Annotated in this window: 15 protein-coding genes; 14 read left to right on the top strand and 1 reads right to left on the bottom strand. The window is 39.2% G+C overall.

Translation table 11 applies throughout. The annotated features are described in order from the left end of the window. Positions 1-359: 359 nt before the first annotated feature. The 14 genes from ACQKMV_RS08230 to ACQKMV_RS08165 all read left to right on the top strand — a co-directional run bounded on the left by ACQKMV_RS08230 (position 360) and on the right by ACQKMV_RS08165 (position 13,150). Positions 360-1,532, top strand: a complete 1,173-nt coding sequence (locus tag ACQKMV_RS08230) for an ATP phosphoribosyltransferase regulatory subunit (RefSeq protein WP_427503330.1) — start codon at positions 360-362, stop codon at positions 1,530-1,532. Then, on the top strand, positions 1,525-2,148 hold the full coding sequence (gene hisG / locus ACQKMV_RS08225; RefSeq protein WP_427425869.1) for an ATP phosphoribosyltransferase: 624 nt from the start codon (positions 1,525-1,527) through the stop codon (positions 2,146-2,148). Before ACQKMV_RS08230 ends, hisG begins: the two co-directional genes overlap by 8 nt. A 53-nt stretch (positions 2,149-2,201) precedes the next feature. Next, on the top strand, positions 2,202-3,476 hold the full coding sequence (gene hisD / locus ACQKMV_RS08220) for a histidinol dehydrogenase (RefSeq protein ID WP_427503328.1): 1,275 nt from the start codon (positions 2,202-2,204) through the stop codon (positions 3,474-3,476). A 4-nt stretch (positions 3,477-3,480) separates the two neighbouring features. Next, positions 3,481-4,080, top strand: coding sequence for an imidazoleglycerol-phosphate dehydratase HisB (gene hisB, locus ACQKMV_RS08215; protein ID WP_427503327.1), 600 nt, complete (start codon positions 3,481-3,483; stop codon positions 4,078-4,080). After that, positions 4,077-4,709 carry an imidazole glycerol phosphate synthase subunit HisH gene (gene hisH, locus ACQKMV_RS08210; RefSeq protein ID WP_427503326.1) on the top strand — a complete coding sequence of 211 codons (633 nt, stop codon included), beginning with the start codon at positions 4,077-4,079 and terminating at the stop codon, positions 4,707-4,709. The genes hisB and hisH overlap by 4 nt, the downstream gene beginning before the upstream one ends. After that, positions 4,703-5,464, top strand: coding sequence for an imidazole glycerol phosphate synthase subunit HisF (hisF, locus tag ACQKMV_RS08205; protein ID WP_427503325.1), 762 nt, complete (start codon positions 4,703-4,705; stop codon positions 5,462-5,464). The genes hisH and hisF overlap by 7 nt, the downstream gene beginning before the upstream one ends. After that, positions 5,461-6,078 carry a bifunctional phosphoribosyl-AMP cyclohydrolase/phosphoribosyl-ATP diphosphatase HisIE gene (gene hisIE / locus ACQKMV_RS08200; RefSeq protein ID WP_427503324.1) on the top strand — a complete coding sequence of 206 codons (618 nt, stop codon included), beginning with the start codon at positions 5,461-5,463 and terminating at the stop codon, positions 6,076-6,078. Before hisF ends, hisIE begins: the two co-directional genes overlap by 4 nt. A 90-nt stretch (positions 6,079-6,168) precedes the next feature. Then, on the top strand, positions 6,169-7,692 hold the full coding sequence (locus ACQKMV_RS08195) for a tetratricopeptide repeat protein (RefSeq protein ID WP_427503323.1): 1,524 nt from the start codon (positions 6,169-6,171) through the stop codon (positions 7,690-7,692). A gap of 96 nt (positions 7,693-7,788) precedes the next feature. Beyond that, positions 7,789-8,733 (top strand): thioredoxin-disulfide reductase, encoded by a 945-nt coding sequence (gene trxB / locus ACQKMV_RS08190; protein WP_427503321.1) that lies wholly within the window; start codon positions 7,789-7,791, stop codon positions 8,731-8,733. A gap of 674 nt (positions 8,734-9,407) precedes the next feature. Then, the gene (locus ACQKMV_RS08185; protein ID WP_427503319.1) at positions 9,408-9,875 is read left to right on the top strand and encodes an NUDIX domain-containing protein; all 468 of its coding nucleotides are present in this window, start codon (positions 9,408-9,410) and stop codon (positions 9,873-9,875) included. A 14-nt stretch (positions 9,876-9,889) separates the two neighbouring features. Beyond that, entirely contained in the window at positions 9,890-10,777 is an 888-nt protein-coding gene (gene rapZ / locus ACQKMV_RS08180; protein WP_427503318.1) for an RNase adapter RapZ, read from the top strand. A 4-nt stretch (positions 10,778-10,781) separates the two neighbouring features. Beyond that, positions 10,782-11,765 (top strand): gluconeogenesis factor YvcK family protein, encoded by a 984-nt coding sequence (locus ACQKMV_RS08175; RefSeq protein ID WP_427503317.1) that lies wholly within the window; start codon positions 10,782-10,784, stop codon positions 11,763-11,765. 65 nt (positions 11,766-11,830) lie between these two features. Further along, positions 11,831-12,778, top strand: a complete 948-nt coding sequence (gene whiA / locus ACQKMV_RS08170) for a DNA-binding protein WhiA (protein ID WP_427425880.1) — start codon at positions 11,831-11,833, stop codon at positions 12,776-12,778. A gap of 114 nt (positions 12,779-12,892) precedes the next feature. Next, positions 12,893-13,150 carry an HPr family phosphocarrier protein gene (locus tag ACQKMV_RS08165; protein WP_427503316.1) on the top strand — a complete coding sequence of 86 codons (258 nt, stop codon included), beginning with the start codon at positions 12,893-12,895 and terminating at the stop codon, positions 13,148-13,150. Between the two features lie 79 nt (positions 13,151-13,229). On the opposite strand, the gene ACQKMV_RS08160 is transcribed toward ACQKMV_RS08165, so the two are convergent. Then, positions 13,230-13,738: hypothetical protein (locus tag ACQKMV_RS08160; RefSeq protein ID WP_427503315.1), on the bottom strand; the 509-nt coding region annotated here is incomplete at its 5' end.

The raw sequence follows: 13,738 nt of genomic DNA, 5'->3' as shown, positions 1-13,738 counted from the left end.
TGACATTAACTTTTTAGTTTTATCACCCAACTTTTGAAATTTATCCACTAACTTTTAGGTTTTATCGCCCAACTTTTGAATTTTATCCACTAACTTTCACGTTATATCACCCAACTTCTGTATTTCACATAGTTTTTGTCTAAAGGTTTACAAGTTTGAGGAGAGAAGAACTTGCTCTGCTGAATAAAGTTTCAATTTATTTATTTTCGAGTATAATTAACAGAATAATCAGTGTTTAAATTGTTCAATAATTCAGAGGAATTTGCATTGACTGAAAGGGATAAATAAGTTAGAATTCTTTCATAATCTAATTCTCTAACACTCTAGTGAGTTAAAGTGAAACGTGAGGAAGTGTCAAAATGTCGTCGATTAAAATGTTTGAGAAACCACTTGGAATGCGCGATACATTTCCGCAAATATTTGAAAAGGTAGAGGCTGTAAGAAACACTGGACGAGACTTTTTATGCAGAAGAGGCTATGAATTTATTAAAACGCCTGCAGTTGAGTATTTTGATACAGTCGGTAAAGCATCAGCAATTGCCGATACACATTTATTTAAATTAGTAGATAGCCAGGGCAACACGTTAGTACTACGACCTGATATGACAACTCCGATTGCACGTGTAGCAACATCAAAATTATTAAAAGAGATGATTCCAATACGCCTCGCTTATTTTGCTAGTGTCTTTCGCGCACAGGAAGCGGAAGGTGGACGCCCAGCTGAATTTGATCAGATGGGGATCGAGTTAATTGGAGACAATTCTGTATTTGCTGATGCTGAGGTTATTGTTACGGCAATGGAGTTATTAAAGCAATTTGGATTAGCGGAATTTAAAGTGACGATCGGTCATGCAGGTATATTAAATTGTATTTTACAAGATTATACAGAAAGCATTGAACAACAAAATATACTTCGGACACTACTTGTGCAACGCAATTATGTAGGTTTTGAAGAAGCAGTAGAATCATTCGATTTACCTAAAACAAAATCCGATGCATTATTGCAATTTATTGAAGAAGCTATGAATTTAAAAGAAATTCAAGATATTGAAAAATATGTGCGCAAAAATGACGCATTAGAATATATGCAGCAGCTCGCTAAACTACTAGCAATTGCAGACTTAGCGGATTATGTAGCCTTTGATTTTACACTTTCTAGTCATATGAGCTATTACACAGGAATGTTATTTGAAGTGTTTGCAACTGGCAGTGGCTTTCCATTAGGCAATGGGGGACGTTATGACGGATTGCTGGAGGTATTTGGCTCAAAAGTAGGCGCTACAGGATTTAGTATTCGCGTTGATCGTCTATTAGAAACACTTGATGGGCAATGTGATGAACGACAAGAAGCTACAGTTGTACTATTTGAGGAAGAACAATTTGAAGCGGCTCTTACAAAGGTGCAGACACTACGAGAAGCTGGTAAACAAGCTACCTTACAGTTAAGGAGTAGCCTTGTTGATGAAGAATCTTTTTTAGCACACTTTACAAAAGTAATTGTTGTCGGACAGGAGGACGTTGACGGTGAATGAATTAACGATTGCTATGCCGAAGGGACGCATTTTTGACGAGGCATATCAAATGCTTATAGAAGCTGGCTTTAATTTACCAGAAGAAGTCGAAATGTCCCGTAAATTAATGCTTGAAATTCCAGAAGAAAAAATTCGTTTTATATTAGCAAAGCCAATGGATGTTCCTGTTTATGTTGAGCACGGTGTAGCGGATATTGGCATTGCTGGGAAAGATGTTTTGTTAGAACAGCAACGAGAAGTGCATGAATTACTGGATTTGAAAATAAGTACTTGTTATATCGCATCAGCAGGCTTACCTAATACGACAATGAATGAAATTGCACCAAGAATAGCGACAAAATATCCTAATATTGCAATGAAATATTATAAGGGTATTGGAGAGCAAGTTGAAATTATTGAGCTAAATGGATCAATTGAATTGGCGCCCATGATTGGCTTAGCAGATCGAATTGTCGATATCGTTTCAACTGGCCGGACGCTGAAAGAAAATGGTTTAGTGGAGTATGAATTTATTACAGACGTATCATCACGATTAATTGCCAACCCAGTAAGCTATCGCATGAAGAGTGACCGTATTATCGACCTTGTGAAACGTTTAAAAAAATGTGTTAAATAAAAATGTCTACTATTGGAAGAGGCACATTCCTAGATTTAAAGGAGATTAATCCTATGAAAATAACCAAGCTAGCAAAAGGTATTTCCTTAAAACGACCACTTGAAGGTGGAAATGAAGAACAGTTAAAGGTTGTACGTCAAGTATTAGCAGATGTTCGTGCACAAGGTGACGCGGCGATTCGTTTTTATACAGAGAAATGGGATGGCTTTGCCCCTGATCATTTACGTGTAACGAAGGAAGAAATTGAAGAGGGAGTAAATTTAATTGATCATCAGCTTTATGCTGATTTAACAGAGGCTGCCCAAAATATTCGCTTGTATCACGAACAGCAAAAGCGTTCAGGTTATCGCTTAGAGCTTAAAGATGGTTCTTGGCTTGGGCAACGAATTACTGCGCTCGATGCGGTAGGTCTTTATGTTCCAGGAGGTACAGCAGCATACCCATCTTCGGTCTTGATGAACGTTATTCCTGCACAAGTTGCAGGTGTCAAACGCATTGTTATGACATCTCCAGCAGGTCGCGATGGAAAATTACCTCCCGGTGTACTTGCTGCGGCTCATATTTTAGGGGTAGAGGAAATATATAAAATCGGTGGAGCTCAGGCGATTGCGGCTCTTGCATATGGCACAGAGACAATTGCTCCTGTTGATAAAATTACAGGTCCAGGAAATATTTTTGTAGCATTAGCAAAACGTGAGGTATTTGGTGAGGTAGCGATTGATATGATTGCAGGTCCAAGTGAAATTGCAGTGCTGGCAGATGACACAGCATTTGCTGATGAAATCGCGGCAGATCTTCTATCACAGGCTGAGCATGATAAATTGGCTTGTGCCATTTTAGTGACAACTTCTGAGCAATTGGCTAAAAAAGTAGCTGATGAGGTGGAGAAGCAATTAACCACTTTACCGCGTGAAGAAGTAGCGCGTGCATCTATCGAAAACTTTGGTGCTATTTATGTGGCTGAAACGATGGCAGATGCCGTAGATGCAATTAATTCGCTAGCACCTGAGCATTTAGAAATTGTCACAAAAAATGCTGAGACTGTATCTGAACAGGTAAGGCATGCAGGTGGTATTTTCATCGGTCGTTATAGCTCTGAACCAGTAGGTGATTATTTTGCAGGGACAAATCATGTGCTGCCAACGAATAGCACTGCACGCTTTGCAAGTGGCTTAAACGTCGATGATTTTGTGAAAAAATCGAGCGTCGTCTTTTATAGTGAAAAAACTTGGGCAGAAAATGCACCGAAAATTGCACGTCTAGCACGTATGGAAGGCTTAGAGGGCCATGCTCGTGCAGTCGAATCACGTGGATGGGAAAAGGAGTAGCACAATGACTGATAAGAAACGATATGCAAAAGTTGAACGTACAACAAATGAAACTCAAATTTCAGTAGCTATCGATTTAGATGGTGAAGGAAAGGCGAATATTAAAACGGGTGTTGGCTTTATGGATCACATGCTAGACCTATTTATCAAACATGGGCTTTTCGATGGGACGATAGAAGCGAACGGTGATGCATATATAGATGATCATCATACAACAGAAGACCTTGGAATTGTATTAGGACAAGCTATTCGTGAAGCGCTCGGTGATAAAAAAGGAATAAAGCGTTACGGCACAGCATTTGTGCCAATGGATGATGCGCTAGCACAGGTCGTGGTGGATTGCTCGAATCGTCCGCACTTAGAATATCGTGTGCCACAGTTGAAGGAAAAGGTCGGTAGCTTCGATACTGAATTAGTACATGAATTTTTGTGGAAGTTTGCACTTGAGGCTCGGATGAATGTTCATGTCATCGTACCTTATGGACATAATACACATCATATCATTGAAGCTATTTTTAAGGCGTTAGCACGTGCCATTGACGCAGCAGTGGAAATTGATCCACGTGTTAAAGGTGTACCATCGACTAAGGGGCTGTTAACGTGAAAATAGGTGTTATTGATTATGGCATGGGGAATTTATTTAGTGTTGAACAGGCTTTAAAACGACTTGGCTGTGAGGTTGTTGTCTCGGCTAATGAAAAAGTGCTAGATGCAACAGATGCACTGTTACTCCCTGGTGTTGGAGCATTTCCAGATGCCATCAAACGTTTAGCTGAAACGAATTTAGATCAATATTTACACAAGGTGAAAACTGAAAATCGACCACTTCTCGGAATTTGCTTAGGAATGCAGTTATTATTTGAGCAAAGTGATGAAGTGTCCCCAACGAAAGGCCTAGGCTTTTTTAAAGGAAGTATTAAAAGATTTAGTGGTGACAACGCTGGGCAGGCATATCGAGTGCCGCATATGGGATGGAATGAGCTCGTAGTGACAAAGCGTCCTTCATGGTTAAAGGGTGAAGTAACGGCAAAGCATGTTTATTTTGTGCACTCATTTTATGCAACTGATATCGATGAAACGGAGCTTGTCGCTTATGCGGATTATCATGGTATTAAGGTTCCTGGCATTGTGGCAAATGGCTCTATTACGGGAATGCAGTTCCACCCCGAAAAGTCAGGCGAACTAGGTGTGTATTTATTAGAGCAGTGGTTGAAGGGGGTGGCATCATGTTAACAAAGCGCATTATTCCATGTCTTGATGTGAAAGATGGGCGTGTTGTAAAAGGTGTACAGTTTGTGTCGTTACGTGATGCAGGTGACCCTGTAGAGCTTGCCAAGTTTTATGATGAGCAAGGGGCAGATGAGCTTGTGTTTCTAGATATCTCGGCATCACATGAAGGACGTGAAACAATGGTTGATGTCGTACGGCAAACTGCAGCTACATTAGCAATTCCATTCACAGTAGGTGGTGGAATTCGTACATTAGATGATATGAAACGTATTTTACGTGCAGGTGCCGATAAAGTATCAGTGAATACGTCTGCTTTAGAGCGACCGGAGCTTATTAAAGAAGGTTCTGACTTTTTTGGTGCACAATGTATTGTTGTAGCTATTGATGCCCGCTATAGCGAAGAAGATGCTACGTGGATGGTTTATACGCACGGAGGCCGAAACAAAACAACATGGCAGGCAACTGAGTGGGCAAAGGAAGCGGTTCGCTTGGGAGCTGGTGAAATTTTATTAACGAGTATGAATCAGGACGGTGAGAAATCCGGTTTTGATTTAGCGTTAACAAAAGCTGTGAGAGAGGCTGTGACAGTTCCTGTTATTGCAAGCGGCGGTGCAGGGAATGCCGAACATTTTTACGAGGTATTAGCTGAAGATATCGATGCAGATGCAGCACTTGCCGCATCCATCTTCCATTATAAAGAAACGAGCGTAGCACAAGTAAAAGAGTACTTACGTGAAAAAGGAGTGGCAGTAAGATGATTGACAACATTAAATTTGATGATAAAGGTCTTGTCACTGCGGTTGTACAAGATGCTAATACAAAAGAAGTACTAACTGTAGCATATATGAATAAAGAATCATTGGAGAAAACACTTGAATCAGGAGAAACATGGTTCTTCTCACGTTCACGTCAAGAGCTTTGGCACAAAGGGGCAACGAGTGGTCATACGCAAAAAGTTGTGTCTATCAAGGCGGACTGTGATGGTGACGCATTAGTTGTGGACGTAATTCCTGCTGGTCCTGCTTGTCATAACGGAACAACTTCTTGCTTTACAGAGATTATTCAGCAAAATGCCAAGGTCGGATCTGTTGAGATTCTTTCTAAACTTGTAAATGTCATCGAAAAGCGCGAACAAGAAATGCCAGAAGGGGCGTACACTACATATTTATTCGATAAAGGAATCGATAAAATTTGTAAAAAAGTTGGAGAAGAAGCAACTGAGGTTGTTATAGGTGCAAAAAATCGCGATGCAGAAGAAGTAAAATGGGAGGCAGCCGATTTAATTTATCATCTACTAGTGTTACTACAAGAGCAAAAAGTAAGTGTATATGACGTGTTACAAGTGTTAGAAAAACGTCACGAAGAGAAATAACGGCATATTGCTTATTGTATGGTATAATATAAGTTACTGTGTAAAGGAACGTATAATACGTTCCTTATTTCTTGTTTCGGAGGAAATATTTTGGAAAAGAAACGTCAAAAAGAGAATCAAACGAATATAGTGTCGTTCATTCCAACAGGCGACTATTATTATAAAAAATCAATTCAAGCAATGAATAGCGGACAAATGAATAAAGCCTATAAATATTTACAGCGAGCAGTTGATTTAAGTCCTGATGATCCAATGATTTTATTGCAATTAGCGATAGTAGAGTTAGAGGGTCAACGTTTCGAGGAAGCGTATGATCTTCTTCGTCGTGCCTATCAGATAGATCCAGACAATCCAGAAATTATTTTTTACATGGCAGAGGTTTCAGGATGTGTCGGCATTATGCATGATGCTAAACGCTTTGCAGAGCAATATTTACAAATTGAGCCAGAGGGTACTTATGCAGATGAAGCTGCTGAAATATTAGATTTTGTTGATTTTGAGCAGGATGATTTTGATGAGCTTGAAGGTTCTGCTGAAGATTTATATCGGCAGGAACAGGCGAGACGTTGTATGGAAAAAGGGGATTTCCCTGAAGCTATTAGTATTCTAGAAGATTTAATAGAAGACAAACCAGATTTTTGGTCAGCTTATAACAACTTAGCTCTTGCCTATTTTTATGTTGGTGAAGCAGAACAGGCGAAGGCTCTTCTAAACAATGTATTACGTGAAAATAAGGGGAATTTACATGCACTATGTAATTTAACGGTTATTGCGTATTATGAAAAAAATGAAGAAGATTTAAAGGATCTTTTAGAAGTGCTTGTAAAAATTCAGCCATACTTATGGGAACATCGCTACAAGCTGGGCGCAACATTAGCGCTCGTTGGACAATATGATTTAGCATTTAAATGGTTGCGTAGCATGCAAAAACGAGGCTATGTAGGTGATGCTGGCTTTTACTTTTGGTTATCACATGCAGCGTATTTCTCAGGACATGAATCAATTTCAAAGAGTGCTTGGGAGCAGCTACTTGAGCAAGATCCTGATAAAGAAGGCTTTGAACCTTGGCGTCAAGAAGAAAACGGATATGCACTTGATGCATTAGAGCATGACCGTGATTATATTGTGGATAAACTGGAGAGTAGTTATCCAAGTGAGCGCATATTTGGTTTATTTTTACTTAGCTGTACAGCGCATAAACAGGAAATTATTGCGCATCCAAAATGGATAGACGTTGAACAATTTGATTCATTTGAAAAGCTATTCCTCGCTTATGCACTAGGGCATCAATTTGATATGAAAAACAAAGTAGAGGCTAGCTTTATACGAGCGGTAAGTGTGCCAGAAATATTACTAGAACAATATGGCAAGCTTACGACATTAATTGCACCCATGTTCCAAATGTGGTTTGTGCTTTGTGAGCAAGCATTGATTAATAATTATCGTTTTACAAATCCGGCAGCTATTGCAGGAGCAAATGATTATTTATTTCGTTCTTCCCGAATGCTCAAGGTTACAAAAAAGGAGATAGCTCAACAATACGGGGTATCAGTGTCAACTTTATCGAAGTATATTGAAGAAATTTTAATGTTTTTGCCAAACAGTCATAAGTAGACTGTGAGCAACATAGTTGAATAACTTTTTACTTTCACATACGATGAACATACTGAAGTTATTATAAAAAAGTAATTTGTTTAGGGGGAAGTTTTTATGTCAGAAGAAAAAATTTATGATGTTGTAATAATTGGTGCAGGTCCGGCTGGTATGACTGCAGCTGTTTATACATCACGTGCCAACCTTTCAACTTTAATGATTGAACGTGGTATCCCTGGCGGACAAATGGCAAATACAGAAGAAGTAGAAAACTATCCAGGATTTGATACAATTTTAGGACCTGAGCTGTCTACAAAAATGTTTGATCATGCTAAGAAATTTGGTGCAGAATATGCATATGGCGATGTAACTGAAATTATTGATGGTGAGGAATATAAAACAATAAAATCAGGTACTAAAGAATATAAAACACGCGCAATTATTCTTTCTACAGGTGCAGAGTATAAAAAAATGGGCGTGCCTGGTGAAAAAGAACTTGGGGGCCGTGGTGTCAGCTACTGTGCAGTATGTGATGGTGCATTCTTCAAGCAAAAAAATCTTGTTGTCGTAGGTGGCGGGGATTCTGCTGTTGAAGAAGGCGTTTATTTAACTCGCTTTGCTGATAAAGTAACAATTGTGCACCGTCGTGATAAATTACGTGCACAAAAAATTCTCCAAGATCGTGCCTTTGCTAACGAAAAAATTGATTTCATTTGGAATGCAACAGTCAAAGAAATTAATGAGGCTGAAGGTAAAGTTGGAAGTGTAACATTACAATCAACTGTAGACGGTACAGAATCTGAATTTGCTACTAATGGCGTATTTGTATACATTGGTATGCTACCGTTAACAAAACCATTTGAATCTCTAGGCATTTTAAATGATGCTGGTTATATTTTGACAAATGATAATATGGAAACAACAGTGCCAGGTATCTTCGCAGCTGGAGATGTCCGTGAAAAATCACTTCGTCAAATCGTTACAGCAACAGGTGACGGAAGTATTGCAGCGCAAGCAGTACAGCACTATGTGGAAGAATTATTAGAAAAAATTAATGCTTAAAGTGAACCAAGACAAAAATCTATTTTTGATTGGCTCATCACCAAAAGTTGTGGATGACATTTGTTGAAACGTATCCTACTATGTTAACAAGTTGATTGGAGTGGAGGCTGGGCGACTCCTTGGGGATTAGCGATTAGAGGAACGAAGGCTAAAACCATCACGTCCTGTGATAACGCCTTCGTGACCAACATCGGTGCCGCTGCCGCTTCGCTTTCGCGCAAAAGACATCTGTTGGCCCGAGACCCTGCAGCGAAGCGAAGCGTCAGCGGCAAAGCGCCCGGTCGGAACGGAAATCAACCACACGTTATGGAGAAGTGCCCAAGATCATTATTTTAAGGAAAAAAATACAATTTTAATACGGTCTTAATATAGTTGTAACTTGAATGACATATAAAAGGTGTAATATATAAAATGTAATTAGCAATCCCCCTTTTATTTTGTTGAGTAGGTTGTTTCCGCCAAATAAGGTGGAGCAACCTATTTTTGTTGTGAACGGAAATTTTGATTTTTTTATGGCGGAGTTTCATATGCTTGAGTAGAGGCAAAAAACATGCTTTCCATAAGTATCGATGAAGTTGAAAATGCAATGCACCTAAAGTTTAGAATTGAGGACAAACCTTGTTTGGTCTTGCTATAATAAAAGGTAGAATGTAAAAGAGATTAGAGGTGTGCCTATGCAAAGAATCGCAAATTTAATAGCCGTAAAAGACGGTCAAGTATTATTACTTCAGAAGCCGAGACGTGGTTGGTACGTAGCTCCTGGCGGTAAAATGGAGAGCGGGGAGTCGATTTATGAGGCTGCTGTACGTGAGTTTCATGAAGAAACAAATGTCACACCAATAAATGCTCATTTAAAGGGTGTTTATACGATGGTTATTAAAGAAGATAATAAGGTAGTCGACGAATGGATGCTATATACATTTGTTGCAAAGGATATAGAAGGAGTACCGTTTAAAGAAACTAGAGAAGGCAAACTTGCATGGCACCCAGTTGAGGATTTAAACCATTTGCCAATGGCTGAAGGTGATCGAACAAACTTACAATTTGCCATCTCACAATCAGGCATTCAGTACGGTACGTTTGAATATACGACTGATTTTGAGTTACTTCATGAGAAAATACAAATATCAATAGAACAATAAAGGAGCTGCTGACAGTGGTGGTTGAAGGCCAAAAAAGTTCACATGAATTGGTTATTATTACAGGAATGTCTGGAGCAGGGAAAACAGTAGCTATTCAAAGCTTTGAGGATTTGGGGTATTACTGTATTGATAATTTACCACCAGCGTTACTCACAACATTTTTAACTCTACTCAGGGATTCGGGTAAAAATATTACACGTATAGCTGCTGTCATGGATATGCGTGGTGGCGACTTTTTTGATTCTCTTATTGGCGCCCTCGACCATATACTTAAAGAAGGCGATATTGTTGCACGAATATTATTTTTAGATGCAGATGATGCAGCTTTAGTTAGACGTTATAAGGAAACAAGACGTGCACATCCATTGGCTGTAAATGGTTTACCATTAGATGGCATTAAACAAGAACGCAAGCTTTTATCGGAAGTAAAGGGCCGCGCTAAATTTGTCTATAATACATCTAATATGAAGCCAAAAGAACTACGTGAAAAAATCGCTAAAGAATTTGCTAGTGATGCTGATAATATTTTCTCCGTTAATATCATGTCTTTTGGATTTAAGCATGGTATGCCGATAGATGCCGACTTAGTGTTTGATGTTCGTTTTTTAAAAAATCCATATTATGTAGAAGAGTTACGTCCTAAAACAGGTTTACAAACTGAGGTATCGTCTTATGTACTGGCACTTGAAGATACTCAAACACTCATCCAAAAATTAACGGATTTGTTTGAGTTTATGATTCCACTCTATAGACAAGAGGGCAAATCACAGCTTGTTATTGCTTTTGGATGTACTGGGGGACAACATCGTTCGGTAACATTAGCAGAATTTTTTGGGGCATATTTATCTGGGAAGGAAAATACTGTTATTACGCATCGTGACATCAATCGTAGAAAGGATTGAGTGAATGGGAAAGAAGCGGACAAAACTTGTTGTAATAGGTGGTGGTACAGGGCTTTCTACGTTACTACGGGGGCTCAAACATCACCCATTTGATATTACTGCAATTGTGACAGTAGCTGATGATGGTGGCTCTTCAGGACGCTTGCGAGATGACTACGACATTCCACCACCTGGTGATGTCCGTAATGTTATCGCGGCGTTATCGGATGTTGAGCCGCTTGTAGAGCAAATGTTCCAATATCGATTTTCAGCATCGGAAGATTTACGTGGTCATTCATTAGGTAATTTAATGTTGACTGCTTTAACAGATATTACAGGGGATTTTAACCATGCCATTAGTGAAATGGGAAAGGTTTTAAAGGTTCATGGTCGCGTTATACCAGCAGCCAATAAAAAAATAAATTTACATGCAGAACTTGAGGACGGTTCAATAATTGAAGGTGAATCTAAAATTCCAATGGCTAAAAAACCAATTAGTCGAGTTTTTTTAGTGCCTGAAAACGTGCAACCGTTACCAGAGGCTATTCGAGCAATCAATCGTGCTGACTATATTTTAATTGGTCCGGGAAGTTTATATACAAGCATTATTCCAAACCTTCTTGTCAAAGAAATTGGGGAAGCTGTCGTAAAGGCTAAAGGAAGAAAAATTTACGTTTGTAATTTAATGACTCAAAAAGGTGAAACCATTTCCTATACTGCAGGTGATCATGTGAAAGCTATATATAAACATGTTGGAGACTCCTTCATTGATTCTATTTTAGTAAATGACGTAAAACTACCTCTTCCTGTAAAAGAGCTTTATAAGGAAGAATGTGCGGAGCCAGTAACGTTTGACGTTGCAAAGCTCGAAAGTATGGGATTAGAAGTTATTAAACGAGATATTGCCACAATTCGCCCAGATGGGACGGTTCGTCATAATGCGGCCAATGTTGCAGAATGGCTTGTAGATTACGCAAATATCTATAAACAAGAAATTAGTGAATTATAAAGCGCTTATTGTATATGATAAGATGGACATATACATAGAACAAAAGGTTGAAAGGGGGGCGTGATATGTCTTTTGCTTCTGAAACGAAAAAGGAAATAACTCAAATAGAAGCGGACAATCATTGTATGAAAGCAGAAGTATCTGCCCTAATTCGTATGAATGGTTCATTATCCTTTGCTAATAAACAGTTAAGCTTAGACGTACAAACTGAAAACGCTGCAATCGCAAGAAGACTTTATACGATTATGAAAAAGCTGTATCCATATAATGTAGAGTTACTTGTTAGAAAAAAGATGCGTTTGAAAAAAAATAACGTATACATTTGCCGTGTAAGAGAAGGTGCGCGTGAGCTACTAATTGATTTAGAAATCATCTCAGACGACTTTCAATTTAATCATACTATTTCTCGAGAGCTCATTAAAAAGAGTGGTCAAAAAAGAGCATATTTACGAGGTGCATTTTTAGCGGGTGGCTCTGTCAACAATCCTGAAACATCTGCCTACCATTTAGAAATTTATTCATTATATAAAGAGCATGGCGAGGCTTTAATGGATTTGATGAATGAATTTGAGCTAAATGCAAAAACAATTGAACGGAAAAAAGGCTTTGTAACCTATTTAAAGGAAGCGGAAAAAATTTCTGATTTTCTTAATATTGTTGGAGCTCATCAAGCAATGATGAAATTTGAAGACGTTCGCATTTTACGGGACATGAGAAATAGTGTTAATCGCATTGTCAACTGTGAGACAGCGAACTTAAATAAAACAATAGGTGCAGCATTACGTCAGGTAGAAAATATCCGATTTATTGAGAATTCAATAGGCTTAGATCAATTGCCAGAAAAACTTCGTGAAATTGCACGATTACGAGTAGAATATCAAGATGTAACGCTAAAAGAACTTGGTGAAATGGTATCAAGTGGAACGGTTAGTAAATCAGGTGTCAACCATAGATTACGGAAAATCGACGAGATTGCCGATGCATTAAGAAGCGGAGAAAAAATTGGTGGTTGAATATTCATACTTTTCAGGTATGAATATGATACTTAATCTCGTATTGTTCTTTTGTCAGTAAGTAAGGTAAGATAAAAATAATAAGATGAACGGTAGTAAAGGGGAGTTTTAAGAATGACCGAGAGAAGAGTCCATGTAAAATTAAAATTAGGACTACAAGCTAGACAAGCAGCGCTATTTGTACAAGAAGCAAATCGCTTTAGCGCCGATATCTTTCTTGAGAAAGACGAGAAAAAAGTTAATGCTAAATCTATTATGGGTGTTATGAGCTTAGCCATTGCAAAAGGAACAGAGGTTGTACTTAGCGGTACTGGTAACGATGCTGAGCAAGCGGTTACAGCATTAGCAGCACTAATCGAAAAAGAAGATTAAAAACATATGATGCAGAGACTGTCCAAACTTACATGTTGGGCAGTTTTTTTGCGCTTTTGCGTAGAACTGAAGGTCAATGTCAATGCCCCGCCGATTTAATCGCCGAAGTGGCGGATAGAATAGCTGGAGTGACGGAAGGAAGAGCCGAAGCGACGGAAAGAAAAGCCGAAGCGACGGAAAAAAAGGCCGAAGCGACGGATAGAAAGGCCAAAGCGACGGATAGAAAGGCCAAAGCAACGGAAAGAAGAGCCAGAGTGACGGAAAGAAGAGCCGAAGCGACGGAAAGAAAGGCCGAAGCGACGGAAAGAAGAGCCGGAGTGACGGAAAGAAAAGGGCTCGACGGAAAGAAAAGCCGAAGCGACGGAAAGAAGAGCCGAAGCGACGGAAAGAAAAGGACTCGACGGAAAGAAAGGCCGAAGCGACGGAAAGAAAAGCCGAAGCGACGGAAAGAAGAGCCGGAGTGACGGAAAGAAAAGGGCTCGACGGAAAGAAAAGCCGAAGCGACGGAAAGAAGAGTCGAAGCGACGGATAGAAAGGCCAAAGCGACGGAAAGAAGAGCTGGAGTGACGGAAAGAAAAGGACTCGACG

Origin of the sequence: Lysinibacillus sp. NPDC094403 (genome assembly GCF_050278745.1) — a bacterium.
GTDB lineage: Bacteria > Bacillota > Bacilli > Bacillales_A > Planococcaceae > Lysinibacillus.
The sequence above is the reverse complement of the archived record's forward strand: the minus strand, read 5'-3'. Positions and strand labels throughout refer to the sequence as shown.

Bases quoted from the DNA above. Each gene is read 5' to 3' on its own strand.
- ACQKMV_RS08230 (WP_427503330.1), top strand. From the start codon at position 360: ATGTCGTCGATTAAAATGTTTGAGAAACCACTTGGAATGCGCGATACA.
- hisD (WP_427503328.1), top strand. From the start codon at position 2,202: ATGAAAATAACCAAGCTAGCAAAAGGTATTTCCTTAAAACGACCACTT.
- hisB (WP_427503327.1), top strand. From the start codon at position 3,481: ATGACTGATAAGAAACGATATGCAAAAGTTGAACGTACAACAAATGAA.
- hisF (WP_427503325.1), top strand. From the start codon at position 4,703: ATGTTAACAAAGCGCATTATTCCATGTCTTGATGTGAAAGATGGGCGT.
- hisIE (WP_427503324.1), top strand. From the start codon at position 5,461: ATGATTGACAACATTAAATTTGATGATAAAGGTCTTGTCACTGCGGTT.
- trxB (WP_427503321.1), top strand. From the start codon at position 7,789: ATGTCAGAAGAAAAAATTTATGATGTTGTAATAATTGGTGCAGGTCCG.
- ACQKMV_RS08185 (WP_427503319.1), top strand. From the start codon at position 9,408: ATGCAAAGAATCGCAAATTTAATAGCCGTAAAAGACGGTCAAGTATTA.
- ACQKMV_RS08175 (WP_427503317.1), top strand. From the start codon at position 10,782: ATGGGAAAGAAGCGGACAAAACTTGTTGTAATAGGTGGTGGTACAGGG.
- whiA (WP_427425880.1), top strand. From the start codon at position 11,831: ATGTCTTTTGCTTCTGAAACGAAAAAGGAAATAACTCAAATAGAAGCG.
- ACQKMV_RS08165 (WP_427503316.1), top strand. From the start codon at position 12,893: ATGACCGAGAGAAGAGTCCATGTAAAATTAAAATTAGGACTACAAGCT.